General features: G+C 56.7%; 26 protein-coding genes. 15 read left to right on the forward strand and 11 right to left on the reverse strand.

The window, feature by feature from the left end; translation table 11 throughout:
- Positions 1–574 precede the first annotated feature (574 nt).
- The 3 genes from YUU_RS0148970 to YUU_RS60825 all read right to left on the reverse strand — a co-directional run bounded on the left by YUU_RS0148970 (position 575) and on the right by YUU_RS60825 (position 3346).
- Positions 575–2287, reverse strand: coding sequence for a hypothetical protein (locus tag YUU_RS0148970; RefSeq protein ID WP_156944996.1), 1713 nt, complete (start codon positions 2285–2287; stop codon positions 575–577).
- A gap of 413 nt (positions 2288–2700) precedes the next feature.
- Entirely contained in the window at positions 2701–2928 is a 228-nt protein-coding gene (locus YUU_RS58180) for a hypothetical protein (protein WP_245288345.1), read from the reverse strand.
- A 10-nt stretch (positions 2929–2938) separates the two neighbouring features.
- Positions 2939–3346 carry a hypothetical protein gene (locus tag YUU_RS60825; RefSeq protein WP_198032001.1) on the reverse strand — a complete coding sequence of 136 codons (408 nt, stop codon included), beginning with the start codon at positions 3344–3346 and terminating at the stop codon, positions 2939–2941.
- Positions 3347–3553: 207 nt separating this feature from the next.
- Here YUU_RS60825 and YUU_RS0148985 point away from each other — a divergent pair, with 207 nt between their 5' ends.
- Together YUU_RS0148985 and YUU_RS58185 are read left to right on the forward strand one after the other, a co-directional pair.
- Positions 3554–3790: a hypothetical protein gene (locus tag YUU_RS0148985; protein WP_245288346.1), complete on the forward strand. Its 237-nt coding sequence runs from the start codon at positions 3554–3556 to the stop codon at positions 3788–3790.
- A gap of 401 nt (positions 3791–4191) precedes the next feature.
- Positions 4192–5322, forward strand: a complete 1131-nt coding sequence (locus YUU_RS58185; protein ID WP_245288347.1) for an outer membrane protein — start codon at positions 4192–4194, stop codon at positions 5320–5322.
- 951 nt (positions 5323–6273) lie between these two features.
- Here the strand turns inward: YUU_RS58185 and YUU_RS62245 are convergent.
- The gene (locus YUU_RS62245) at positions 6274–7311 is read right to left on the reverse strand and encodes a peroxidase family protein (RefSeq protein WP_245288348.1); all 1038 of its coding nucleotides are present in this window, start codon (positions 7309–7311) and stop codon (positions 6274–6276) included.
- Positions 7254–7733 carry a hypothetical protein gene (locus YUU_RS62250; RefSeq protein ID WP_245288349.1) on the reverse strand — a complete coding sequence of 160 codons (480 nt, stop codon included), beginning with the start codon at positions 7731–7733 and terminating at the stop codon, positions 7254–7256. The genes YUU_RS62245 and YUU_RS62250 overlap by 58 nt, the downstream gene beginning before the upstream one ends.
- A gap of 363 nt (positions 7734–8096) precedes the next feature.
- On the opposite strand from YUU_RS62250, the gene YUU_RS0149010 reads away from it, so the two are divergent.
- From YUU_RS0149010 to YUU_RS0149025, 4 genes are all read left to right on the forward strand, one after another.
- Complete coding sequence (locus tag YUU_RS0149010; protein WP_027528676.1) at positions 8097–8561, forward strand: hypothetical protein; 465 nt, start codon at positions 8097–8099, stop codon at positions 8559–8561.
- A gap of 73 nt (positions 8562–8634) precedes the next feature.
- A complete protein-coding gene (locus YUU_RS0149015; protein ID WP_027528677.1) occupies positions 8635–10005 on the forward strand; it encodes a hypothetical protein in 1371 nt (456 codons plus the stop codon).
- Positions 10006–10063: 58 nt separating this feature from the next.
- Positions 10064–10513 carry a hypothetical protein gene (locus YUU_RS0149020; protein WP_156944997.1) on the forward strand — a complete coding sequence of 150 codons (450 nt, stop codon included), beginning with the start codon at positions 10064–10066 and terminating at the stop codon, positions 10511–10513.
- Positions 10514–10593: 80 nt separating this feature from the next.
- Positions 10594–11043, forward strand: coding sequence for a hypothetical protein (locus YUU_RS0149025; protein ID WP_035665518.1), 450 nt, complete (start codon positions 10594–10596; stop codon positions 11041–11043).
- 224 nt (positions 11044–11267) lie between these two features.
- Here the strand turns inward: YUU_RS0149025 and YUU_RS0149030 are convergent, their stop codons facing one another.
- Positions 11268–12161, reverse strand: a complete 894-nt coding sequence (locus YUU_RS0149030) for an ImmA/IrrE family metallo-endopeptidase (RefSeq protein ID WP_027528680.1) — start codon at positions 12159–12161, stop codon at positions 11268–11270.
- Complete coding sequence (locus tag YUU_RS0149035) at positions 12158–12478, reverse strand: helix-turn-helix domain-containing protein (protein WP_027528681.1); 321 nt, start codon at positions 12476–12478, stop codon at positions 12158–12160. The genes YUU_RS0149030 and YUU_RS0149035 overlap by 4 nt, the downstream gene beginning before the upstream one ends.
- 195 nt (positions 12479–12673) lie before the next feature.
- Between YUU_RS0149035 and YUU_RS54780 the strand changes: the two genes are divergently transcribed.
- The 3 genes from YUU_RS54780 (at position 12674) to YUU_RS54785 (ending at position 15706) form a co-directional block, all read left to right on the forward strand.
- Entirely contained in the window at positions 12674–13258 is a 585-nt protein-coding gene (locus YUU_RS54780) for a TIR domain-containing protein (RefSeq protein WP_063621906.1), read from the forward strand.
- A 9-nt stretch (positions 13259–13267) separates the two neighbouring features.
- Complete coding sequence (locus YUU_RS0149045; protein WP_156944998.1) at positions 13268–13975, forward strand: hypothetical protein; 708 nt, start codon at positions 13268–13270, stop codon at positions 13973–13975.
- A gap of 69 nt (positions 13976–14044) precedes the next feature.
- Positions 14045–15706: a CBASS cGAMP-activated phospholipase gene (locus tag YUU_RS54785; RefSeq protein WP_156944999.1), complete on the forward strand. Its 1662-nt coding sequence runs from the start codon at positions 14045–14047 to the stop codon at positions 15704–15706.
- Positions 15707–15954: 248 nt separating this feature from the next.
- Here YUU_RS54785 and YUU_RS0149055 read toward each other — a convergent pair whose 3' ends face one another.
- A complete protein-coding gene (locus tag YUU_RS0149055) occupies positions 15955–16239 on the reverse strand; it encodes a helix-turn-helix transcriptional regulator (RefSeq protein WP_027528683.1) in 285 nt (94 codons plus the stop codon).
- Entirely contained in the window at positions 16236–16571 is a 336-nt protein-coding gene (locus tag YUU_RS0149060; RefSeq protein ID WP_027528684.1) for a type II toxin-antitoxin system RelE/ParE family toxin, read from the reverse strand. Before YUU_RS0149060 ends, YUU_RS0149055 begins: the two co-directional genes overlap by 4 nt.
- Positions 16572–17282: 711 nt before the next feature.
- On the opposite strand from YUU_RS0149060, the gene YUU_RS0149065 reads away from it, so the two are divergent.
- On the forward strand, positions 17283–18845 hold the full coding sequence (locus YUU_RS0149065) for a hypothetical protein (RefSeq protein WP_156945000.1): 1563 nt from the start codon (positions 17283–17285) through the stop codon (positions 18843–18845).
- A gap of 129 nt (positions 18846–18974) precedes the next feature.
- Complete coding sequence (locus tag YUU_RS0149070; protein ID WP_156945001.1) at positions 18975–20345, forward strand: triacylglycerol lipase; 1371 nt, start codon at positions 18975–18977, stop codon at positions 20343–20345.
- A 670-nt stretch (positions 20346–21015) separates the two neighbouring features.
- Here YUU_RS0149070 and YUU_RS62255 read toward each other — a convergent pair.
- Positions 21016–21222 carry a hypothetical protein gene (locus YUU_RS62255; RefSeq protein WP_027528687.1) on the reverse strand — a complete coding sequence of 69 codons (207 nt, stop codon included), beginning with the start codon at positions 21220–21222 and terminating at the stop codon, positions 21016–21018.
- 146 nt (positions 21223–21368) lie between these two features.
- Here YUU_RS62255 and YUU_RS60000 point away from each other — a divergent pair, with 146 nt between their 5' ends.
- From YUU_RS60000 to YUU_RS60005, 3 genes are all read left to right on the forward strand, one after another.
- A complete protein-coding gene (locus YUU_RS60000) occupies positions 21369–21581 on the forward strand; it encodes a hypothetical protein (RefSeq protein WP_156945002.1) in 213 nt (70 codons plus the stop codon).
- Positions 21582–21746: 165 nt separating this feature from the next.
- Complete coding sequence (locus YUU_RS54790) at positions 21747–22058, forward strand: hypothetical protein (protein ID WP_035665521.1); 312 nt, start codon at positions 21747–21749, stop codon at positions 22056–22058.
- 862 nt (positions 22059–22920) lie between these two features.
- Complete coding sequence (locus tag YUU_RS60005) at positions 22921–23058, forward strand: hypothetical protein (RefSeq protein WP_156945003.1); 138 nt, start codon at positions 22921–22923, stop codon at positions 23056–23058.
- Between the two features lie 212 nt (positions 23059–23270).
- On the opposite strand, the gene YUU_RS62565 is transcribed toward YUU_RS60005, so the two are convergent.
- The gene (locus YUU_RS62565; RefSeq protein ID WP_256375348.1) at positions 23271–23399 is read right to left on the reverse strand and encodes a hypothetical protein; all 129 of its coding nucleotides are present in this window, start codon (positions 23397–23399) and stop codon (positions 23271–23273) included.
- A 558-nt stretch (positions 23400–23957) separates the two neighbouring features.
- On the opposite strand from YUU_RS62565, the gene YUU_RS0149100 reads away from it, so the two are divergent.
- A complete protein-coding gene (locus YUU_RS0149100) occupies positions 23958–24332 on the forward strand; it encodes a TIR domain-containing protein (protein WP_027528688.1) in 375 nt (124 codons plus the stop codon).

The raw sequence follows: 24332 nt of genomic DNA on the forward strand, positions 1-24332 counted from the left end.
GTCTGCGACCCGGCGCGCTGATCGGACTGCGACGACGGCCCCGACCAAGGATGGTCCCACCCGGCGGGTGCCTGCCCTCCAGCTTGGTCCGCCTCCCGCCAGAGCTGCTCCTGATCAAAACTTCCCGCTTGCGACTCGGCAGGTCCCCACGGCCAATCCGCCTGCTCAGGGGGGGGCAACCCCAGTGCCTGGTTCGCCTCAACGAGTTGTTCGTACTTCCGAAGCTCGTTCAAATCTCGCCTTAAGTGCCAGTCGTTAGTGGCTCCCGCGTAGTCCCGAGCATCTTTCTGCAGCTCACTTTGCTGGCGCTCGCTGCCGTTGACCCGGCCAGCTATGGGCTCCCTTTGCTCCCTTCGGAGCCAGTCACTGAGCCCGCGAAGACGGCTGGCCCGGTTATTGGTAGGCATCCTCTGCCTCGAGGTCGATTTTCCAAGGTCGTGTAAGGCTTGCCTGGTCGCGTCTTCGATGAGGCGCGCGTCGTCGGGATAAGGATCCAGCGTGCGAGGTCCCATGACGCGGGGGCCGGGCCCGAGTTGTTCGATTTCTTCACCGGGTCCGAGCCTTCGGAGATGAGTTAGCGCCGACCTGAAGCGGTCCCAGGGTCGCCCCCTTTGTGCCTATACTCCAGGATATCGTTGCTTATTGACTCACCGCGGAACCGAGAGGCCAATGGGGCCTTGTCCTTTTCAAAGAGCCAATTAGCAAGATCCTTAAGATGGCGCAGATTTCGTTTGATGGTCTCTGTGGGAACCTGAGCCCGCCTTACTGCTGCCTTGAACCTCCCCATCAGCTCCGCGTCTTCGGAGTGAAGACCCACGACGACACCGCGGCCGCGTTTGAAATCGATTGGTAGTCCGGCATAGGCTGCCCGGAGCTTTCTCAACGCGCCAGCGATATCCCGATTACCATAACTCGCCACATCCGCATCCAACGAACCATCGTTAATCCGGCCGATCATTGGCGCCCTGTCGTTCTGACGAAGATAGGCGCTCAAGTTGCGCAGATGGCCTGCAATATTCGTAACAGTGCCAGGGGTCATGCCGTCGCGAACGGCTGCGCTCCTGAAAATGGAAATGAGTTGCTCGTCTTCCTCGTGGGGCTGGAGCTCGCGGCCGCGTCTGGTGAAATCGATTGGTTGTCCGGCATAGGCTGCCCGGAGCCTTCTCAACGCGCCAACGATGTTCGGATTAGTGCAAGCATAACTCGCCGCATCTTCATCCAACGACTCTTCGTTAACCCGGTCGGCCATTGGCCTCATCTCGTTCTGGCGAAGATAGGCGCCGAAGTTGCGCAGGTGGCCTACCGTATTCCGAACAGTGGAGGGGTTTCCGCGGTCCTGCTCGGCTGCGCTCCTGAAAATGGAAATGAGTTGTTCGTCATCCTCGTAGGGCTCGATCTCGCGGCCGCGTTTGGCGAAATCAATCGTTTGTCCGGCACAGGCCGCCCGCAGCTTTCTCAACGCGCCAATGATGCTCGGATTAGTGCTAGCATATCTCGCCGCATCTGCATCCAACGAATCGTTGTTAACCCGGTCGGCCATTGGCGCCATCTCGTTCTGGCGAAGATAAGCGCTCAAGTTGCGCAGATGGCTTGCAATATTCGCGACAGTGCGAGGGTTCATGCGGTCCCGCTCGGCTGCGCTCTTGAAAATGGAAATGAGTTGTTCGTCGTCCTCGTAGGGCTCGATCTCGCGGCCGCGCTTGGCATAATACACTTGAAACTCTGTTGAAATGTCCACGTCCGACGCCGAGCCGCTGGGCGACTTTTTGCCGCGACTTCCCCCAAACGCTTTACCACCAACCACTGACTTAAAGCGCGACCACAGTCCCCGGCTTTTTCTCTCCTTCGTGCGCGCTACAGGCTGCAGTTCCGATGGCGCCGTATAGCGCGTGCTGCTGAACAGCCCGTCCTGCAAGTCAGACGGCGACGCGTCGCCACTCGAGCTACGAGCACGAGGCAGGTCGACGCTATAGCGTGTGTTGTTGAGCCAGTTATCCCGCGGGTTGAATGGTGACGGCATCCGCATCGAACCGCCGACATCAGTGCGCTGGATTCTTCCATGCGCCTCTGCGGGGCGAGCAACCGGCGAACCAGCATCAGGCGAGCTCCCTTCTGCGGAACTCTCATCAGAGGATCTGAGGTGCAGATCGCTCAGCTGCTGCTCAAAGCCCGCTTGATCCGCCGGCACGTTGTCAGCTTCTTGACTTGCCCGCTGCCGCTCTTGCAAGGCAGCGTACTGGTGCATCCAGGCGCCCGTATTGAATGGGTCGCAATAGTTGGCTTCCACGCCACTCTCCTCAAATGGGGATAGTTGTTTTCACAGCCTCCGAAGCGAAGCTCGGACGACGGGCCGGAGGTCCAGCTTGAGCAAGCCGATCGTTGAGGTCAAAACCAGAAACAAGCCACCATTACCTGCCGCGCTCGCCGGTCGGCATCTTGTCGGACAACATCGCGGTCAGCTCCTTTAGACCGCACGCGGTCGACATCAGTCATGCAACCCACGCGACTGCGCTCCGAGCAAGCCAGCAAGCCGCTTCGAAAGCTTCGGTCGGCTGTCGAAATCCAAGTCTCATGCTAGGAGCGTTAGCTGTCGAGGAGTTGACAATCCCTTGCCAAGGGATCGGAAATACGTCGCGCGCGGCAGGCCCGCCAGGCGGCATAGTCAATGCACGTCGGCGTTTGCGTCTGTTACCTGCGAAGTCATCGTTTGGATGACTTCGACGATGCGGATGCGGATTTGCCTTGCGCTGGCGGCCGCTCCAAGGCGCGCAAGGCTTGTCGAAAAAAATCGAGGTCCATCTGCTGGCGCCCCACCAGCCCTTCGAGCTCGGCGATGCGCGCTTTGGCGAGCGCGGAGCGCTTGTCGTCGTACGTCGCTAGCGGCTTCAGCTTGCGGGGGCCAGGCTTGGGTCCGCGCTTGCGGTTCAACCCGTCTGGCCTATCGGCCCTCCACGCCTTGATCCAGTCGTGGAGAATCTTGCGAGAAATACGCAGCCACAAGTTTCATTGTGCCATCGGGTGCCACCTCCCAAGTGACCGTATATTCGTCCTTCGTTTTATCAGACCGGTGTTTGGCCCATGAAAAGACAACGGGCTCGCCAGTGTCGGTCTTTCGGCCAGCCTCCCATCCCCTGGGAACGAAGTGGGCTACCGTCGAGACCTTGGCAAAGATTTCCTCCGCCGTCTCACCATCCTGCGCTCGCCAGGTTGATCTAACCTTGTCGATTGAAGGCTTGTCATCCGCACGGAAGCCACCGCCGTTACCGGCTAGCCCGCCGGTCAAAAACATAAGGCCGACACAGCCCCCGAGCCCGAGACCGAACCAAAGGCCACGTCTATCAGTCATTTTCTCTTATCCCACGCTGTCAGCCCTTATATCCGCCTCGCATCGTATCTCCGAAGACACACAAGACGCACCTATCAGGGTTGGTAGATGGCGTCTGGAGCGCCCATTGGGCGATGAACTACTAAATTTCACGCTGTAGCATTGCTTCTCTCGGTGAACTCCGTTCGGGGGAAGCGTTCATGGTTCGTCTCAGGTGGGAGGGAGACGATGCCGAATTTCCGGTTGAGAGATGGGCATTATTCAACGATTAGTTCGAGACGCCGCGATGGAGCCAGCCGCATCACGGCGGCTTACAAGCAAGCGCTCCATATCCTTTGCGTGAAGGATGGTGACGATCCGCTAACGGAGATGATCGCGAGGACGATCATCAAGATTGCACAAACCGTTGTCCGTGCCCCGGCGGAAATTGCGGCCCTTGCGATCAGAGAGCTCGAACTTCGGTAAGGCGAACACCGCCATCTGTGCAGGCTCGGCAGCCGTGAGGGATCAACAGCCGTGCCCTGGCCGGGCGCGGGCCTTGTTCAATTCGAACAGTTCGATCTTGAGCGCTTGGTCCCGGTAGTCGAGGGAGACAAGCGCATTGTGGGCGCACGTGCGCCGGCTGTCGGTCTTGAGACCAATGTCAGCAATTTGACGCTACACGCCACTACGAAGTGCCTCCATAATCTGCGAATTCACTTCGGCACGCAACTTGCTCGGTTCACGGCATCATCACCAATCGCAGTGCGATGGTCTTCGGGACGGACTTGCCGCGCGTCGCTGCTAGCGTCTGGTTCGCCCCGACGGTTTGCTGGCGACAACAAGGACGCTCGGTTATGGACCGAGAAAATGCAGGGAAGTGTTCGATGCGGTCTGGAGTTCTTCTTTCGGGAGCCACAACAATTGCGCTCGTCGCAATAGGTGCAGCCAATGCGGCAGACCTTGTGCCAGTAGTGAAACTGCCTGCTCCTGTGTGGAACTGGTCGGGAGGCTATATTGGCGGGCACGTCGGCGGCGGCTACGGCCGAACCTCATTCAGAAATCCGTACGGTCCGTCAATTTATGGGGGCGTCGTCGATACCCCAGTGTTTCTCGCAGGCGGCCAGCTCGGCTTTAACTGGCAGAACAACGGCTGGTTGTTTGGCGTCGAACTCGATGCAAGCGGGGCTGTCTCCGAGGGCACAAATACTTGCCTCGCGGCATCCGGCCTTATCGTGAGCGCAAACTGCAAGACTGGTCCCAACGTCTTTGCCACCGGGACCGGTCGCGTCGGTTACGCGTTTGGCGCGCTGGGACACACGCTGGCCTATCTCAAGGGAGGCGTTGCTTGGCAAAACATTCGGGGCGACATCGTCAACAACTTCGAAGGCCTCGGGCCACAGCAGAAGACCCACTTCGACTATGGTCGCCTCGGTGGCACCATCGGGCTGGGCGTCGAGCAAGCGCTTACGCCTGCATGGTCGGTCAAAGTAGAGTACAACTATCTGCATTTCGGTGGGCCAAGTGTCGCGACTCCTCCGACGGTACAAAATCCGCCATTCGCAATTCTGCCAGTAAACACAACGGGCCTGTCCAGCAACTATCACATCGGAAAAATCGGACTGAACTACCATTTTGGCGCCGACCCGTGGACGCAGTGGTCCGATGCACCGTTGTACGCGAAAGCACCTGCCGGCGCGCCGCCGATGGCTTACGCCGCCGGTTGGTCGTTTGAAGGCGGATCGCGGCTCTGGCTCAGCCGGGGACGATTCCAATGGAACCTTGGCGCTGTGCCCGTCGAGATCGCTACTGCCCATCTTCAGACTAGGAGCAATGCTGCGCGCGCGGAAGTCGCTCCTCAGCGGGTACATCAAGGTGCAAGAGCAGCGGCCCATCAAGTTGCTCCAGATCCAGGCCAAAATCGCCGCATTATCGGGGACGATTCAACAGCTAGAGCAAGCCGGTTTCGATACAGCCGAAGCACGACACCTCATGGCAGAACGTGTTGTCCTACTTGATCACCAAAAACTTCAGCATCGGCGTCGGCGGGCGCTACTGGGCAATGTGGACCAAAAAGTTCGGTGAAGCGACATGCACAGGCTGCGATGGCCCGGGAATCATCGCTGGGACTCAGTTTTCGAAATTCAGCATGGAGCGCTGGGGTACGTTTTTTCAGGCTTCCTATAGGTTCGATTGAGTCAGCCTAGCTCCAGACCCGTTCGATGCCATCATGAAGCTTCGGTAGTGACACCGGCTGAAGGATCGAAGGGCTCGACGAATGCGACCTGCTCGACTGGGACCAGTCTTTTTCCAATGGTGATGACTTTCATAACTATCTCCTCTTTGCGGTTGATCGGAGATCGAGGTTAGCGAGAGCCGTTTCTCACCGAGAGCGGAAGGATTGGGAATCGGCACGGAAGGAATCGGAATGATCGGTAACGAGAATGCCGAGCGGCATCATTCATATCCGACGACATACGCGAGACTTCGTTCGCGATTGACGCCCCCTTCGACCAGGCGCCGGAAGATCTGACGCAGGCGCTTCGACGAATCGGCAGAACACGACTGCATGACCGCGCATGCGCCAGCGGCGGCGCTCGCAATACGAACGTGTGCATGTAAGCGCATTTGACCGGAATGTTTTGTAACCTTTTGAAATCGCGGCTTTTTGAAATTGACTTTGGGGCTACCAAAAAAAGACAATAGCGACATTCCCCAAGCCAGCTTTTCGAGACAAGAGGCGGGCAAACATCGCGGAGTTACCTGTTTTCGGCAGTCCACCCAAGAGACCGGCCAGCTAGGTTCAAGCGAATATTCCTACCTATCTGCCCCGGGAATGTCTTTCGCAGCCGCGAAGGACCTATCAACAGCAATTGGGAGGACAAATGGACCCGAAGAGCGACAGCCCCGACGAATACGGCGATGACATGTTGGTAGGGGCAGCCGCGATCGCTGAATACCTGTTTGGATCACCGGAGCTTCGGCGCAAAGTATATTATCTGGCAGAGACTTCGAAAGATGCGCAGGCCCGCCGTGCCGTTCGGAAGGTTCCGGTCAGCGAGATCGCGCAACGAAGATGTCTTGGCAATCGAAGCCCAACCTGCGGGCGAGAATGTCTCTTCCTTGAAAACGTGCGGCGAAAGCAAGGGATTGGTGAGTGCGTGCGAAAAGGCATCCAACGCGACCATGCGCCCGATCAACGGCGGGACTGCCGAACGCTCCGGCGGATCCTCGGCGAAGAGGCCGACGAAAAATTCGACCCGCTCGACATCGTTGGCGTAAAGTCGCTTCAGGGCGGCGACGACCTCGGGATCTCCGCTAATCTGTTCGAACCGGGTCACGCGCGGGTACTTCATTCTTTCGCGGTAGTCGTTGTAGGACGCCAGGCGATTATCGCGCCCCTGTTTCAAGCTGGCGAGTTCGACCGGCCGAAGGAATTCGGCGGTATTGAACAATCCGAGACGCCAGACCTGCGATTTGCTGGCGCTGTCGAGCGCAATTCCCAGCCCATCTCGCAACAAGGGCTGATTGCCGAAGCGAGCTCCGCTGATCGGCATTGGAGCGCCGTTCCAGACGGCCGTCTCCGGCACCAGGCTGTGCCAGCGATAGAGCAGGTTGAACTCGACCGGAATCCAGTTCTCGCGATTCCAGCCAGCAGTGTAGCACGGCGAGGGATCGCTCAGCAGCCTGAACCAGTAGGGAGAGATGTGATTGATGTATTCTTCGACGACAACCTTGATCAGCTGAACCACGCTGACATTTCTGGCCGTCTGAAAGACGCGCTCATCGTCCCAGCCGGGGTTCGCGGCCTCGATGACGCCGCACAAGCGATTGTGTTCGCGCAGGAACAGCGTATTGATCGCGGCCGTGAAGAGCGTGGAGTTTGCCCGTTCCCCGCCAAATGCGAAAAGCGTCGCCTTGCGGTCGGCGGGCAGGCTGTCCGGCATCTTCATCGGCGCGGGCAGAGCGTCGAATCTCGGGATGCGGACGCCGTGGTCGTCGAACAAGCGAGGCGCCCACTCCTCACCGCCGACGATCTCGGACAGCAACCTGCCGCGCTTGCCCCGTTATCGAGAGTCCGCAGCGCGTGCTGCACGTCGTCAGTAAGTCCGTAGAGCTGACCCAGATCGATCTGATGGCTGGTCGTGGTCCGGCGGGTGTCCGAAGCGGACGTCATCATGAAGCCGTCGGTGAACCACTGCGCAAACGTCGGAAACAGCAGCGTGGACTTATCCGACAGTCGTGGACCTGATGCCCGGGTCACATAAAGATACGCGAAATCCTCGATGGGGGGCAGGTTCGGGATATCTTTCGGCGGCAGATAGCGGGAGAACCACGTGCGTTCAGTCAGCGAAGACCACGAGGGATAATCCGCCATCGTGCTCAAAAGCAGCGGCCGAAACGGCGCCTTGCCGACGGCATCGTTCACGATGACGCGATTGACGATCCTGCTGAGCCAGGGCTGTCGATTGATAAATCCCCAAACAGGCCGGCCGTGTGTGAGAACAAAACTCTCAATCTTGTTGCGCAGACCATCTCTGCTCGTATCGCGCTGCGCAATCGTTTCTGGCGTGGGTCCCATCCAGCACCCGTCATAATGAAGCCTGAAGGCATCTCGGCAAGTGAATAAAAATGCATGGCATAGTGACAGCTCAATACAACCTTGAAAAGTCCTCTATGATAAAAAAAATCTAAGGATGCTCTGGCGACAAACCGCTTCCTGTCATAGAATTTCGCTATTGGTTTTTGAATTCGTATCCACTGACAGTAATTTTTAAGGTGAGATGCCAAGATGGCCCACGCATTGAATCTCTTCGTCCCAATCCGGCAAGACGCCGAAAGCCAAAAGCTGCTCGCTGATATCGAAGCGAATTTCGCGACGCGCGATCAGCCACTGATCGAAAAGGCCGCCAGGGATTCGCAGATCCTTCACTTCCTGCGGGTGCTTATCACGCCTGACCGAAAATACTTCGTCGTGCTCACCGAGTACGATGGCAGTCATGAGGAATATGCCGAGTTTTTCCGGCTGAACCTTCCGGATCTCTTCAAGCAGATCTTTACGCTCGCCAACGGCCCGGGGTCCTGGGACCAGGTGAATAACGAGAAGACCTTCTTCGAAGCATCCAAGAAATTGCAAATCAGGTCGCTGGGCAACTCGGTGTATGACGAGAAGGATCCTTGGGAGCAAACGGAGGGATATCTCTTCCACGCCTACGGTCCTCGCACCGTGAAGCAGATCCTCCCCCTGCTGAAATAAAAACGGCCGCGCTGCGGCTGCGACGACGCAGCCGCGTGCGGCCAAGCGCGGGCAGCCGGGATCTGGTGACACCATGGCCCCTTTAAGTCGCGACAATGTCCAATCCCTGCTGCTCGGGTCGAGCCTGCATCCGATCACCCGACACCTGCTTTTCCAGGTGAAAAAGAAGGACGGGGGACGTCAATTCCTGTCGGACCTGTTGCCGTCCGTGTCCAAGGGAGATCCCGCTGCCCTGGGCGCCGCTCCTATCCTCAACATCTCGCTGAGCTGGAACGGACTTCTCGCGCTGGGCGCCTTTGATACGATGGGCGGCGAGGCCGCCGCCGCGTCAGCTTTCTATCTGTTCAACGAACCACCGCTCTCGGAATCGCTGCGCGCGTCAGGCGCCAGCACGCCCGCGAATTGGTGGAAGAAGCGTTTCCTGAGCACCGACATACACGTCATCGTGCATCTCAGCGTCAGCTCCGAGGACGAACTACGGGATGTGACCACCCATGTGAAGGCAGCGGCTGAGCGCGCCGACATGCTGGAGCTTCTCACCTCGGCCGAGGGCGAACCGATCACGGGTCGCGCGGTCAACGGGTTTCGGCTGCATTTCGGTTACCGGGACGGCATCTCGCATCCCTCGGTGGATTGGGACAACGATATCCCCACTGGCGGTGCTCTTCCCCGAGGCGACTTTGTGCTTGGCTATCCGTCGCCGAATTACTCGAGCTACCCGGACCAACCGCCGTTCAGCGATTTCGTGCGCGATGGGTCGTTCATGGCATTCATGATGCTGTATCAGGATGTCGCGGCCTTCAACCGCTTCCTGCGCGAGAACGCGCCAAAGCTCGCACCGACATTGCCGCAAGCGGACGCGGAGGAGTACCTGGCTGCGAAGATGATGGGCCGATGGCGGGACGGGACGCCGCTGATGCTGTCTCCGGACCGGCCCGACGAGGCCGCCGCACTCCGCGACGATTTCGACTACGTCGATGATCCCCACGGCATCAAGTGTCCGCTGGCCGCGCATATTCGCGTCGCCAACGCGCGTCACCAGCCGTTGAACGACGTGAACAAGACGCTGTTTCCGGGCGGCTATCCGCGGGTCCTCCGGCGCGGCATGCCATATGGCCCTCTCCTCGAAGGCGAGCAGGACGATGGCGTGGATCGCGGCCTTGTCGGCATGTTCCTGTGCGCAAATCTCAACAAGCAATTCTACACCATCATGCGCTGGCTGGGCCGGACGGACTTCAGTCCGGTGTTTCCCGATCAAGTCGGCCAGGATCCGCTGACCGGAAACAGCGCCTTCCCCGGCGCATCGTCCGATTTCAGCATTCCATCACAGAATGGAACGTCCACGACGGTGAAGAGAGTCACCGATTTCGTGCGCATCGAGGGCGTGGCCCTTCAGCTGCTGCCGAGCTTGACCACTTTGCGAAACGTGGCCGCATTCGCCTAGGTGCATGCAATAACATAGTGCATCCTCGCCGAACATGCGGCCGACAAGGATCACCTCGATGCCGTTCGATCTTGAGTCGTCTCTGAAACTCGCGGGCGCGGGTCTCGCCGCAGCCGGCCTCTTCTTTACCGGCTACCAAATCCGTGAGACGAATCGCACGCTGGTGTTTACGACTGAGCAGGGCATCTACAAGGAATCCCGCGACATCCTGCGGTTCCTTGCCGACAACCCCGGTGCTCTGATTGCGGCCCAGTCCGAGGATGTTTCGATGCTCGATGCCAAAGAACGCGCAAAGTTGTCGTCACAGATCGGCGTGCTGCTCAATTTTTACAACGCTACACTCGTCGAGAGAAACTCCGAATACATCTCCCCGGAGTTCCGCAAGAGCTTAGTCGCCGACTTTTGCATTCTCGCCAAGTTACCTCAGATCAGCAAGCGTTTGCCGGATAAGCCGAACCAGCCGTTTCAAACGCTCGCGCAAATCAAGCGGAGCGACTGTAATGGATAGGCGGACGGTAGTAATCGCTGGCCTCACCTTCGTCTTCCGTAGCACCACGTCCGCGCAAGCCGAGTTCATCGGCAATGCCTATGGAGGTCAAGCCGAAGATGCCACACGCTCCGCGTGCAGCGCACGCGTTCACGGGACACCAGAATTTTTACGCGGCCATGGCACAACTCGAAAAGCGTACTTCTGGTGAAGCCAAAGAACTTTTCTCGAAATCGGCGGCGGAGTTTCGTGCTAGCCGAGAGGAATATGTGCGTGCGGCTTCCCTTCTAAAGGGAAAGCCGTTTGACATGTCCCGCCTTCAGCCGCCCGAGCAGCAATTGCTTCTTCAGTTCCTCGGTCCCTTCAAGGCGACAGCCACTTCCGATCAGGCTGATATGCTTCTAGCATTTGCCGACTCCTTCGTGCAAACGGCCAGCAATGTTGAGAGCGCGAGTTCTGAAATGACGTTGGCGAGATTCCGTCAAATACAAGTCGACATCAACCGTCAGATCGTCGTGGGAACTCTGATCTCGCGGGGCCTGGGGCGTTAAGCTTCCGGTCGGAATACGGTTGCCAAGTGTCAATCGTTCGATCGAGGAAATCTACGGACGGATAACGATTGTCAGAACGGCGTGAATGATGTTTTTTGGCCATGAAGCGACGCGTGGAAAAAGCTCGCGAACCTGCATGTAGCTCCATTAAAGCGCAAGTGATTTCTCAGAGACTGTCAAAAATTGCAGTAGTTCAACAAACTCCGCATTGTTCAAATCGAAATCTAAACCGAAAACTTGTCGAACGTGTCAGGCACGGTCTCGTCATCCATCTCTATAATGCTTCGACCAATTGCATCGCCTGAATAGATCAGGAGAGAAAGCGACATATCGTGGTACTCGGAGAACAGTACAGATTCAAAAACCGACTCCACGGGATGCCAGACGCCCGGAGGATGTTGAACGCTATTGTTGGGCACGGTTTGTGCGCTTGCGGCAAGCGAGCGTTCAGGTATAGCAATGGTTTCTTGACGCGCGCGAAAGAAAACACCTGACTTGAACAGGGGTGTGCTTCCCCACGACCAGTCAATGAAGCCGTCCTTGCTTACGACCAGCATCGCGCGCCGAGTCGTCATTTCCAGCCATTTGAGAATGGCCGCAGTAACCGAGACCTCGTAACGATCACGCAGGAACTCGAAGTCGCTCAAGGTTGGGCGCCGAAAAGTCTCCGTATGCACGCGGAAATCATCGAAAGGCATCAGAAGAACCGATGCAAAACGGTTCGCCTCGGCTTCCCTAGCGCCATATTCAGAGTCCCAGGCCCACATATCACGTTTCGAGCAGAAGATCGGTTCACCCTGCCGGTGCAGGAGGTAGTGTCCAAGCTCGTGGGCCAGGGTGAAGTTGATCCGGCCTTTCGACTTAATGCTTGAATTATAGATGATACCCCACTCGCCCTTGGCTTTCGGATTCGGGGCGAGCGCACCTTCGAACCTTTCGCCCAGCGCTTCGCCGTGTACGAGCGTGATTGGCTCGCCAGGAAAGACATTGCGAGAGTAATCACGCGCGATCGCCGCGACGTCGATTGGGAAGCGGGGTAGGCCTTGGATCTCGCGTGCGGCTTTGACAAGGCTTGATACGCGGACAGCCCAACCGTCGGGCGTCGTTGGTAGTTTCACTTCTTGCTGCCCCACAGGTCTATAATGTCATTAATCTTGGCCTTATCCTCGTCATCAAGACGGTTGAACTTTCGGAAGAAAGCCTCCTTCAACTGCGCATCGTCAAATCCAGCCTTGTCATCAAGCAAATACTCCGTCGTAACTGAAAGCACGCGCGCGATGTCGGTCAACTTCTCGGCCGATGGTTTGCGTTCATCACGGTTTTCGAGTTCCCACAGATAGCTCTTGCTCGCCCCCGACAAACGGGCGAGCTCGTCGAGTGAGTATCCTTTTTCGGCGCGCAGTTTTTTTAGTTTATCCCGAAGTGTCGTTGGCATGCGTCGATGAATTCCTGAATAGTTGCAGGTATTTAATCGTCAACTTTCGGTTTCAATTCCGATGTTCAGTATATCGAACGCGTCCGCACTTGACAACCGAACATGCGTTCGGCATATCGAACAACATCATGATTCAACAGTGAACGGCCAATCTTGATTCATGACCGTTTGTAAAACAACACATAGGAGGCGCCCATGGCGCGCAAAACGTTTTTTAGCTTTCACTACGAACGTGACGCTTGGCGGGCCGCGAACGTCCGCAATAGCGGTGTCCTCTCCAACGATGACGAGTTCGGCTTTATCGACGCGGCTGCCTGGGAAAAGATCGAGCGTGAGGGTGATGCCGCCATCAAGCGATGGATTCAAGAGCAGCTCAAGAGCACAACCGTTACCGCCGTACTGATAGGCGCTGAGACGGCGAGCCGCGAATGGGTAAAATATGAGATTCGTGAAAGCTGGAAACGCGGCAATGCGATTATTGGTGTCCGTATTCACGGCATCAAAGACCAGGACAGCAAAGCTGACAGCTTCGGTGCTAACCCTCTGGACGTCGTAAAGTTCGACGACGGCACAACGCTATCCACGGCATGCAAGACCTATGACTGGGTCGCCGACAAAGGACGCGAGCATCTTGGCGAATGGCTCGAAGAAGCTGTTCAAGCGCGGGAGGATATGGCTGAAGCGAAGGTCATCGAGGAGCTGGCAAAAAAGGCCTCTACCTACACGACCGTCGCCGGGCCGTCGATCATCCAAAATCCGCCGAAGCCGTGGGCCTACTGAGGTAGGTGTGTGACGGACTTTTCTGCCGAAGAGATTGCGCAGGTCATATACCGCTATCCGCGCCTTCATTCGGCGGGATGCGGCGTATTGGAGGGATTTCTCGACCTACATGCCATCTTCGATGGTGAAGAGAGGCGCGACGAATTTCAGGTGCGCATTGTCGCGCCGCCTGACTATCCGAATTCGATGCCAACGTTGTTCGAGACGGGAACGAGAACCGCGGAAATCGCTACAAAATATGGAATTGCGGATCTGAGCGATCTGCACCGCAACCCGGGCATCGGAACAGCGTGCCTCTGTGTCAAGCAGGAGGAGCAGCGCAGGTTTCCAGAAGGATCAAACCTATTTCACTTCATTGAAGCGCTTGTTGTTCCATACCTGTTTGGCCTGAGTCACTTCGACGAGCACGGAAAATGGCCGTGGCCGGACCACAGCCATGGCGTCTTGGGGATTGTGGAGCATTACGCTGACACCACTGGCGATCCGTCTGTTGAGTCGATTAACTCCACGCTCAAACTTCTCAGGCGAGACCCGAGTTGGCATGAGTTAAGAAGGCAACTACGCAAGCCAAGCGCCATGAGAATGTGCGTGTGCGGTTCAAAGCGCTCTGCCTCATGCTGCCATAAGGACGTATGGGCCGGAATCGCCAAGCTGAACAGCGATATGCAGAAGCTTGGTCTCGACGTGCATCAAACACTCTTAAATGTAAAGCTCTAGGAGTGTAGATTGTGCGGGGGCGCCAATTGCTGATGTCAAAATATGAAGTAACGGGATCTGGAGGCTGCGTTGAATAGCGCTGGCCCGCTTCATGGTGTGCGGATCTGGCTCGCGGGAGCAGTGCCGTCTGACGCGACTGCAGCGCAGAAGGATTCGGTTGAGACCTTTGTTCGTGAATTTGCAGCAGAAGTTTTCAGAAATGGAGGACACATCCTTCATGGAAGTCATCCAAGCTTTGTTGGTCAGCTGATCGCGCAAGCGAAGGAGCACGTCTCTAACGGTGGCCGCAAAGATTGCCTGACATTGGCCGTGTCGAAATACTGGTCGAAAGACCGGGCTAACGTACCCATTCAGGAATGGCGGCAAACCTGCACTGTCTATGAGACCGCGGAGGCTACGGGAAGCGCTTCACCAAGAGATGATAGCCTGACGATTCTGCGACAATGGATGTCGGAACGTTGTGATGCATTTGTCGCTGTTGGTGGTCAATGGTGGCAGCACATCGCCGGCAGAGCTGGCGTTCCGATTGAAGCAGGACTCGCGATACAACGTGGCTTGCCCTGTTTTCTCCTCGGCGGACTCGGCGGCGCAGCGGGCGACTATGTTCGCGATCACCGAGAGGTCATCAGATTACTCAAGAACGGCTTTGACGAGGCAACTAACCAACGTCTCGCGCTTGAGGAGAATGTTGGCGGGATTGTTGGTACGATCTGCGACCAACTCTCGCGCCTTCCACTCGTCAAAGGACGCGTATCGGATGGAATCTCGTTCCGTATCCTTGCTCTTGACGGTGGCGGCATTAAAGGTGCGTTTACAGCCTCAGTCCTGACCACGTTGGAACAAGCACTTGGTGTTACCGCCGCGAGCCAGTTTGATCTTATCGCCGGCACATCGACGGGCGGTATCCTCGCAATCGGATTGGGTATGGGGCTGTCTCCCAAGGACATGCTCCGCTTCTATCGCGATCGCGGGCCGGTCGTATTCCCGGCGATGCGGTTTCACAGGAAATGGAAGTCCCAACTGCGCTCCGTACTCAACCCAAAATATTCTCAGCGAGCGCTAGGTCATGAGTTGGAGCAGGCTTATTATCGCGACGCCAACCGGAAGGTGTTGGGCGATTCCGTTTGTCGCTTAGTGGTCCCGGCCTATGATGCAATAGGTGGCGTCTGCCATGTATTCCGGACTCCTCACCACCCGCTTCTGGCGGCGGACAAAAATACAGATGCGGTCGAAGTAGCTTTAGCCACCGCAGCCGCTCCAACGTATTTTTCATCAGCCGTTGTCAAGAATCTCATTTCCAACGCTTCGTTTTTCGATGGCGGTGTTTGGGCAAACTGCCCAGCGATGGCTGCTATCGTGGAGGCTATTTGTTACCTGGGCGTTCCGCTAGACCGCATCGATGTCTTGAGCATCGGAACTACGGAAGAACCCTTCACCGTGAAGAGCATGGCCCAAGCCGGTTGGGCGCGATGGGGAAAAACCCTCATTGATTTGTTGATAAATGCGCAAGTCGACTGTTCCGTAAAGCACGCGCAACTTCTCGTCGGCGAACCCAGATTCTTGCGTGTGAACACGGTTACGGCGCCGGGCATGTATGCCTTGGACGGAAGCAAAGAGATCGAGGATTTAATAGCCCTCGGAAACCGCAGAGCGTCCGAGCCGGAAATTCTGACTCAGGTAAGATCACGTTTTATGAATGGCATTGATGCTATGGATTGGAAGACAACTTAAGCGGATGCTAGAAGCGATTATTGAGATTGATTTGCAGGGCTCGGAAAGCAGGGAAGCGCATGCGAGGGCAGCTGTGGCCTTATCGTTGGCTTTGCAACATAAGCGGGCGGCCGACTTTAGGATGGCAGCCCGCTGTGCGGAGGGCACATTATCTGTAGTAAATATGCTGGCTATTTTGGCGGGCCGACGTGGGCGCTCTCCGCGTTAGTCGTGGCGTGACACCGACCGATCCATTTATCAATCCACTCTTAAACCAACTCCATCCGCAGATGACGGCCTACGGCCTGTGCGGCACGCGTAAGCGTTGCGAGCGTTACGGATTCATTATCGGGATCCAGCAACCGGTCGAGCTGTGCCCGGCTGGTCTGCATGCGCTTGGCGAGAGCGGACTTAGTAAGCCCCTCATCGTGCATGAGGGCATCAAGTTGACGCGCAATAACACGCTTGATGGCTCGTGCGGTTACCTCGGTATAGATCCCTTCGTCCTTCAGAAAATTGTCCAGGGACGATCCAATACGACCCTTCTTCCTCATGTGATCTCCTTTCGGCGCTTCTGCGCCAGTTCAAGCTCGGCCTGAGGTGCCTTCTGCGTCTTCTTGATGAAGGCATGCAGCAAAACCATCTGGCCATCGTGAATACAAAACAACACCCGTGCGATACGACCGCCGCCGAGCTCACTCCTGACTTCCCACAGACCTTTTCCCATCGCCCGGCATAGCGGCATGCCGATCGGCCAGGAGAACTCCACATCCTTGATGTCTTCGCCGACAATCTTACGATCTGCCTCTGGCAGAAGTTTCAACCATTCGCGAACCGGCTCACGTCCGGAAGCTAGCTGATAGAAGGCGGCTGGTAGTCGCTTCACATGCTCTCCTGCTTGAATTGTACCAAAAATGATACATATAAGGCAAGGGAAAATACGTCTCTTAAATCAAGACCCTAGATCCGGTCCACAGGCCAGCTCACTGAAGCCACCATTCTTCGGGCACGCCGCCAGGGATGGGCCGCCGGCTTACGCTTGGGTGAGTGGAAATGTTCGTAACCTTTCGAAAAGTTCGCGAATTTCCGGGGGCGGGGCGATGCATAGAGTTCGATACGTATCGAGATGCTCGCCAGCCATTTGCTTCGCATTGTTGATGCAAGGCGACGGCAGTAGGGCCCGGAAGGCTTTCGTGAAGTAGTGAGTGCGGGATCTTCCGCACATTCTTGGGCGACTTCTTGAGCTTGTTGAGCGGGATGTGGACAAGGCTGCGGGCTTCGGTCGGGTTCTCCGTGGTTGCGATCATGTTGGTCTCCTAGGTTTGGGTTTCTGCGCCCTTCCGCGCATGAACCCCTTCCCGTCGGCGAGACCGGGTACGGGGGTGCAAGAAGAAAATCGGCAGGGGGACCGAGGTCTGCAAGGAGCCTGGCGACTGAAGATCGGAGGATGCCGATTTTGTTCTTGCCGGGGGCGTAGGGCGGAGCCCTCGGCCCCTTCTTCACAAAAAACGACCATCTGTTTGTCGGCCCGAACACTTGCGCCCCGGCGCGAAACGGTTATCGTTCAGGTTGTATTGCTCATCTGAATGGATTTTCCATGCGTTCGCTTCTTTTGGCTAGCGTTTTGCTGGCGATGTCGGTAGGGGCCGCTTATTCTTCCTGCGGAGAGGATGAAACGGAGCAATGTGTCGGTCCGATCTGCCATTGCTTCCCGCGCGTGAATCTGCCGTCAGTGCCGAATCCCATACCGCCGCCAAACAACCCGTTGCCTTCACTTGATCCAAGCATACTCAACCCGTCGGATCTCGCGCGTGCTGCATTTCCAGGTGCAGCTGCTGCCCTAGATGCCGCAAAGAATTCTGGCGATCCGAACCTTGTGGCGGCCGCACAGAACGTCGAGGCCGTAGGGGCCAAACTCGACAAGGAAACGCAGACGGCGATTTCAGACGCGCTGACGAACCCCGTGCAAGGGGTCAAGGACGCCGTGCAGACCCACATCAAAGCCGCCAATGACGTCATAGACGCGGTCCGTGCGTCTGCCCGGTATGCAGAACGCGCCGTTAGCGGTTACGGAGATGTGCTGTCGAAGGCCGAGAGCCGCGTGCGTGAAGGCAAGGTCGTGGACGCGATGTGGCATCTTGGTACGGACCAGTTGCAATCAAACAATGAGAACGCCGCAAAGCTCATGCAGGAGAGCGAAGCCGCGCGCCAGGCTGCCCAGGCGGCAGCAAGTCTCTACGGAGGACCGGCCGGGACGGCCGCTTTTGCAGCGTGGATGGCTTACAACTCGTCGGGACATAACGTGGAAGCAGCGCTCCGTGCCGGAGCCTATGCCTACGTGGTCAGTAAGGGATACGCAGAAGTCAACACGATGCCGACAGGGACCGTCGATGAGGTCGCTAAAAAGGCGGCGGTCACTGCGGGGGTGCGTGGGATGGCCGTAGCCGCTGCTGGAGGCAGTCAGCAGGACATTCTCAACGCAGCGGCCCAGGGCGGCGGGTCGGTGATCGTGCAGTCGGGTCAGGCCTATGTGACAAAGGAGTATGTCGATCCCGCCAAAGCCAGGGCGGACGCCTTCTGCATGGACGCGGTGAACGCTTCGTGCGCCGACGCAAAGCAATGGCTCCAGGATTCCAAGGACAGGCTGGAGCAGTACAAAGCCATCGCCGATTCGCTCGCAAACACGGTCACGACTGACGATGGCCGCTGGACGATCAGCTGGGATAACAAAGTCCTGCTCGATCCCAATAGCAAGGCGCCGGGCGTCGTGCTCACCTATATTGGGGACGGCTCCCCCTATGAACAGCAGATGTTGCAACTGGCGTCCCTCGGCGATCCCGGAAAATTCACTCCTCCAGCAATAGAGTCGACGAGTTGGACCGCCTTTCGCGCTCCCGGCGGGACCAGCCCCTATTTTGATCACGTAGCCCCGGAGGGACATTTGGCAGCGACGATCGTCGGTGCGGAGTCAACTGTGGCACCCGATGATCTTTTGGGGGCCAATACGAGCGTCAATGTGCGCCCCGGCCCTGCGGGTGGCGGGTGGGGTGAGCCGATCGATGTGCTGACACCGGGCGAAACCATCAAGGTGCTGGAGGTCAAAACCGCTAGCACAAAGATCGGACCACAGGAGTGGATACGCTTCGGCCGCATCCCGTAGTGACGGTTCCTCCGCGTTGATTTGTAACTCAACTACACCCGGAAGGCCGAGAGACTCTATTGAAACACTGTTCGTACGCGAGATCGACTTCCGTCTCTTATTTGCATGTGACATTTTGCGAGATGCGACATGGCAAGCAGGTTGTATAGTTCTTCCATCCACATTCTCCTCTCAGTGTTGTTGGTCGTTTCGTTGGCCCAGGGCGCACGAGCCGAGGGCACGGAGAATTCGCGCGCTATTCGCGCCGATTCGAAGAACAAAGCGATCATTGTATTTGTCCATGGTTGGACCGGAAAGGCGGTCCAGACCTGGACCAACGAGCGCACGGGTGCCTATTGGCCCGAATTGCTACGGACGGATCCCGCGTTCGCCGACGCCAACATTTATGTGCTGGAATACCCAGCTGCGACGCCAGACGGGGGCCTGACCATCAATGAAATTTCTGAACTTCTCTACGGCCGGCTTTTCGCTGACAAGGTCTTGTCTCACGAAAGGGTAATTTTTCTCGCACACAGCCTTGGTGGCCTGACGGTCCGGCAAATGCTGCTCAACCACAAAGACCTCGCGGATAAGGTGTCGCTGCTGTTCTTTTTCGGCACACCCACAGAGGGTAGCGACCTTGCGACAATCGGCAAGTATCTTTCATACGATCCAATCGTGCCGGCCGTTGAGCCGATCAAGGGAAGCGCTGATTCCTATCTCAAAAATTTGATGATCTCCTGGGGAGCCGCCAAATTTCCCTTCCAGACTATGTGCGCTTACGAGAAGAAGGTAACGGTCAAGGGTCCCTTCAGCGCCATTGTCGTTTCGCAGACAAGTGCAACGGCTCTATGCAACGGGAGCGTAGGTATAAACGAAGCGCACGAAAATCTGGTCAAGCCAGCCGATACCCGTGCCGATTCCTACATTCAGTTCAAAAATGTTGCCGAACGCCTTATCGCGGATAAGTCCAATGTCGAGACTGTCGATCTCAGTCGAACAGTCGATGCTTCCAACATCAAATGCAATCCGAAGGATGGCAAGATCGACGAGGTCAACATCGATGATGACCTGCACTTCGTTCATGCTCCACCGGAAACATATCTTGCCAGAGCCGAAGCCATGCCGGGAGAGAGCGTACGGATTTTCGACCGCCTCAATGATACCGAGCCACCTGCCGAAACGAACAAGTCCGGCAGCGTCACCTATTACAAGGTCGGGGTCAGCGTGAAGGACGATCTCGCCAAGGTGCGGTACGCGTGGAAGAATGCGCACTCGGATGATGATATCGAAGTCTGGGCACGGCCATCAGCTTTGCTTCGCAATTTTGATGTTACTCTGAAGCCCCCTGCCGGAGCTCACATTCGTCCAAGATCGATCCTGCCCAAGAACCTGAACTGCCAGTGGGGCGATGCAAATCAGCATGTCTCCTGCACGAAGATTCTCAATCGCGATGAGCCAGTCGTCATCACTTGGGACTGGGATGTCTGGAAGCGCTGTCCGGCGACCAAGAAAAAATAAAAAAAAGAGGCGCAAGAACTGCGCCCTTTCTTGAGCCGGGAGCGGACCACGAGTCTATGTCGCGTTGTCCGGCGGAATTATCCGCAGTGGGCGCTCGAGACATTCGTCATGGTACCGATCCTCCAATAAGGTGACCCGCGACCGCATGATCGCACACCCGATGTAGTGATCAACTTAAACGTTTGTAAGCTTGGTCACCGGCTCGTGACGAGCCGAGCCGTTATCGGCGGTATGGAATTACTCCATCGACTTGACTGCGATGGTTTTGCGGTCTGGGCACCGAGATTTATGCATGCCAGTTGACGACTTGTATCGTTGGTCAGTCGCATGCAATGGCATTTCCATTCCTAAACTGTTCAAAAATTTCGCGGACTTCCGGGGGCGGCGCAACGCACAGAGTTCGATACGTATCCAAGAAGGCCCACCAGCCGCCTCCCTCCTCTTCTGTTGTTGTTGGGGACTGTGCGGACTCTTTGAGAACGACTCGATTTTTTTGGATCGGACAAAGCCATCGATCCTGTCAGCCCAATGCTGCATCAGCTTAGCGCGCGAGCCGACTAATGCCAGCGGTCCGTGCCGCCTGTAAATCGCTCTTACCGAGCCACTTTCGAGATGCGCCAACTGTAGTTCGATGACATCACCATCCCATGCCTTGGCTTCCTTGAACTCCTCATGATGGCAGAGGGTTGAGAACGTCGTGCGGAAGCCATGCGCAATGTTCGGTCTTAGTGTCGATGCCGAACGCACGCAGCCGATGACAGAGCGTCGCGTTAGACAGCGGCGCGTCTTTGGCACAAGCGAACACGTAGCGCCGATCACCGTTGATCTGTTGCACGCGCTGCAGGATTGCGAGGACTTGGCGCGACAGCGGCACCACATGGTCCCATCCGGAGGCTTCGGCGAGTTGGATGCGGATGGAACGCCAAAGCCCTACAGCTCAATCGCTTAGCGGCCTTTTAGCCGAGCCTTAACTGCGTATGGGCATACCGGAGACCGGAGCTGTTCGTCCGGCATTCTTCTTTCATGACGCGCGATATTTTTGAGGCCGATAACCATTCCCTCCTGCCGCCAGCCGGAGAATCCGCCGCCGGTGGCGACCAAGCGGATGCCCTGCGTGCTGAAGGAGCCGCATTCCTTCCTTTCGCCCAGCCTGCGCGGACAGCAAGAAGAATTTCCGACGCAATCATTCAGGCGGATCTGACCATATTGGCCCGTAGCCACGTGAAGAATCCGTAGCTTTAAGCACGTCACGGCGAACGACCATCGAGGAGCCTTCCCAGAGCCGCCGGCGCCAGCGAAACTGACCAAGCAGAAAAGCGGCAATTGACGGCTATAAACGCCGCTGATCGCGATGGTTGCAAGGCTATCGTCCCTCGGCCAGTTAGGCCTGAGGGGAACATCGTGGTTGAGAATTTTCGCAATGCCGCCGCGGCACTCACTTTCGCCACGGTCGCCGGCAGCAACTTTCTGTGCGGTTTTATGGATAACTATCTAGCCTGCGTTCTCGCGCTAGGCGCTTCATTCATTGCCGCACGCTGCGTCGAGCGCGCCTTTGTCAAAAGCGCTCATCGCGAGATGGCACGCACCTATGGCGCAGACTGGGGTTATACGGACAATGACCAGCCCGGAATACTGATAAAATTCCTCGTCGGCACGCTCGTCATCATCTTCATTGTCGGCGCTCTCTCATTCGATCAGAGGGACCTGCCCTGATGACCAAGCCCGCCTACCCTTCCAGATCCCTCGCATTGAGCGCCTGCGGGAGCTGCTCGCGGTCAATCAGCCGAGCCCTGCGATCACGGCAGAAGTCGCGCCCGGCCGTGACGCCGACTGAAAATCAACGAGGGGACACGATGCCATCCTTAGCCCAGCAAGCGATCGAGCAAGGTATCGTTGAGGTGGCCGAAGCGCGGGGCAGTCCCGTTCAACCTACAAGCGGAAGCCACAGAAGCAGAATTCGAGGGTAGACTTTGAAACCTTGCACCAGTTTCGCATCAGAAACGACCTCGCTGAAACCCAACGAGCACGAATGATCTCAAACGGAAAATGCAGGAAATTCGACGAACGTAACCGTTGCCGTGTCACGGTCTGCTTGCAGATTTGCGTCCTGCCGGACCCACAAGTGTTCCTTTCTTCAAGAAGAGGGTTTGGGCCAGCTTTTCCCACTTGGCCCGTCCGCAAATCATGTTGAGGCACGCTCAAGCCCAAGTCGGATCAATATGACGGTCACGGTGGGGCATAAGCACGACCAATGGTTCGACGGAAACAGTTAAGCCGTAAGTACCGACCGGGATCCGAGCGTCCGGCTGGCGGATTTCAAGGATCCTGCGCACAATGATCTCGCGCGCGATTTGGACGCCGCCCGGAAGAGGCTGAACACAGGCTTAACGAGGTGTTATCGGCGTAGGCAGAATTCGTGCGGACTTGATCCTTCCAACGCTCGCGCACGAAAACGCTTCGCATTTCTCCAATCAGGCGCCGAATTTCGGCGACATGAGACCCTAGATCAGGGAGCTTGTGCTTTGGTTGTTTAGTAATATCCATTGTGGTCTTAAGCAACGAAGCGAGCGAACAAATGGCTCGTTTTTACTTCAATCTGGAAGGCAAGCAGAATGTCGACGACCCCGGCGGTTTGGCATTCGAAAACGATCTCCAAGCCTTCCGTGCTGCACAACGCCTACAAAAGATCTGGCGAGTGCCCAACCTCCATTGATGGCGTACAACCTGCGTGGTCGTTACACGCAGAGACCGTGGTGAGTCCTATTACGTAAGCGTTTGACCGGCGCTTCCCAATCAACAAAGCTCTCGGCCATTACTGATGTATCATCTGCGGTGGCTCCCGCCTTGGACCGCCGATGACCTCATGTTGAGCCGCGGCCCCTCGCTCGCACTACACGCACTTGCAGCTCGAGAATACATTGTCGATCAGCCGAATCGAGCCGACGTGGGCAGCGGCGCAAGGAGCCGCAGGCGACCGAACGGGCTCGCGGCCGACTTGAGGGTGTCGGCCTCGACGAATTCAATGTAATGCAACAAATCGACTGCCAGAAGCACTTCGCCTTCGATGGCGAAGCGGTCGTGCCCGGCGTCGGTGGCATCTCCTGTTTCAACGCCCTTCGCTCGCGTAAACGTAAGTGCAGTTTTGCGCTTTTGATGTTGTCGTCGAAGGCGGTGACGATCTCCGCATGTTTCTCGTGTCGATGCGGAAGACGAACTTAGAGCGGCCTTCTCGCGCGTTGTTCTGAAGGCGCCGTCCTCAAGCCCTTCGAACGTGGCGAGCTTGGGCCTGATTTATTTCGAGCTGCCTGCATGGGACTCGAAGGATTGGCGTCGAAAGCCGCGAGCGGCCCTACGAAGCTGGACGTCTTCGCTACTGGATCAAACTGAAGCACGCCTTCATTATCGTGAACCACACACCTCTCGGGAACGACACAACCCATACCAACTGTGTCCGAACATCAGACAGAGGCAATATCCGATTCAGAGACCAGCATCTTGCGCCTGTGTTACAGCGCCCAATGTTAGAGGGTCAAATTGCTTTAGTTGCAGTTGCAACGCGAAGACATTCCACGCTACGTTTCTTACCGATTCTCCCCTTGCAGAGAGCAGTTTATGGGAAAACGTGTATTTGTCGCATTCGCCATCGAGGACAAAACGTATCGTGATCTCTTGAGTGGTCAGGCAAAGCTCGACAAATCGCCATTCGAATTCATTGACATGTCGGCCAAGCAGCCGTGGGACGAGAAATGGAAAACGAATTGTAGGGCACGAATTAAGGGGTGCGATGGAGTCGTTGCCTTAATTTCGAAGAATACTCCTAAAGCGACTGGGCAGCTTTGGGAGATCGAGTGTGCTTATGGCGAAAGCAAACCGACGATGCTGATGTGGGTAAATGATCAGCGACCTGGTCTTCCTGCTCTTATTAAGGACAAACGTATCAACGTTTGGAGTTGGGCGAATCTGAAGAGTTTTATTGAGAAGCTTTAA

Origin of the sequence: Bradyrhizobium sp. Ec3.3, from assembly GCF_000472925.1 — a bacterium.
In the GTDB taxonomy this organism is placed as follows: Bacteria; Pseudomonadota; Alphaproteobacteria; order Rhizobiales; family Xanthobacteraceae; genus Bradyrhizobium.

What these genes read in the sequence shown, in the direction of transcription:
- YUU_RS60825 (WP_198032001.1), bottom strand. Translation starts at nt 3,346, where the DNA reads ATGACTGATAGACGTGGCCTTTGGTTCGGTCTCGGGCTCGGGGGCTGT.
- YUU_RS0148985 (WP_245288346.1), top strand. Translation starts at nt 3,554, where the DNA reads ATGCCGAATTTCCGGTTGAGAGATGGGCATTATTCAACGATTAGTTCG.
- YUU_RS58185 (WP_245288347.1), top strand. Translation starts at nt 4,192, where the DNA reads ATGCGGTCTGGAGTTCTTCTTTCGGGAGCCACAACAATTGCGCTCGTC.
- YUU_RS0149010 (WP_027528676.1), top strand. Translation starts at nt 8,097, where the DNA reads ATGGCCCACGCATTGAATCTCTTCGTCCCAATCCGGCAAGACGCCGAA.
- YUU_RS0149015 (WP_027528677.1), top strand. Translation starts at nt 8,635, where the DNA reads ATGGCCCCTTTAAGTCGCGACAATGTCCAATCCCTGCTGCTCGGGTCG.
- YUU_RS0149020 (WP_156944997.1), top strand. Translation starts at nt 10,064, where the DNA reads ATGCCGTTCGATCTTGAGTCGTCTCTGAAACTCGCGGGCGCGGGTCTC.
- YUU_RS0149025 (WP_035665518.1), top strand. Translation starts at nt 10,594, where the DNA reads ATGGAGGTCAAGCCGAAGATGCCACACGCTCCGCGTGCAGCGCACGCG.
- YUU_RS0149035 (WP_027528681.1), bottom strand. Translation starts at nt 12,478, where the DNA reads ATGCCAACGACACTTCGGGATAAACTAAAAAAACTGCGCGCCGAAAAA.
- YUU_RS54780 (WP_063621906.1), top strand. Translation starts at nt 12,674, where the DNA reads ATGGCGCGCAAAACGTTTTTTAGCTTTCACTACGAACGTGACGCTTGG.
- YUU_RS0149055 (WP_027528683.1), bottom strand. Translation starts at nt 16,239, where the DNA reads ATGAGGAAGAAGGGTCGTATTGGATCGTCCCTGGACAATTTTCTGAAG.
- YUU_RS0149065 (WP_156945000.1), top strand. Translation starts at nt 17,283, where the DNA reads ATGCGTTCGCTTCTTTTGGCTAGCGTTTTGCTGGCGATGTCGGTAGGG.
- YUU_RS0149070 (WP_156945001.1), top strand. Translation starts at nt 18,975, where the DNA reads ATGGCAAGCAGGTTGTATAGTTCTTCCATCCACATTCTCCTCTCAGTG.
- YUU_RS60000 (WP_156945002.1), top strand. Translation starts at nt 21,369, where the DNA reads ATGACGCGCGATATTTTTGAGGCCGATAACCATTCCCTCCTGCCGCCA.
- YUU_RS60005 (WP_156945003.1), top strand. Translation starts at nt 22,921, where the DNA reads ATGGCTCGTTTTTACTTCAATCTGGAAGGCAAGCAGAATGTCGACGAC.
- YUU_RS0149100 (WP_027528688.1), top strand. Translation starts at nt 23,958, where the DNA reads ATGGGAAAACGTGTATTTGTCGCATTCGCCATCGAGGACAAAACGTAT.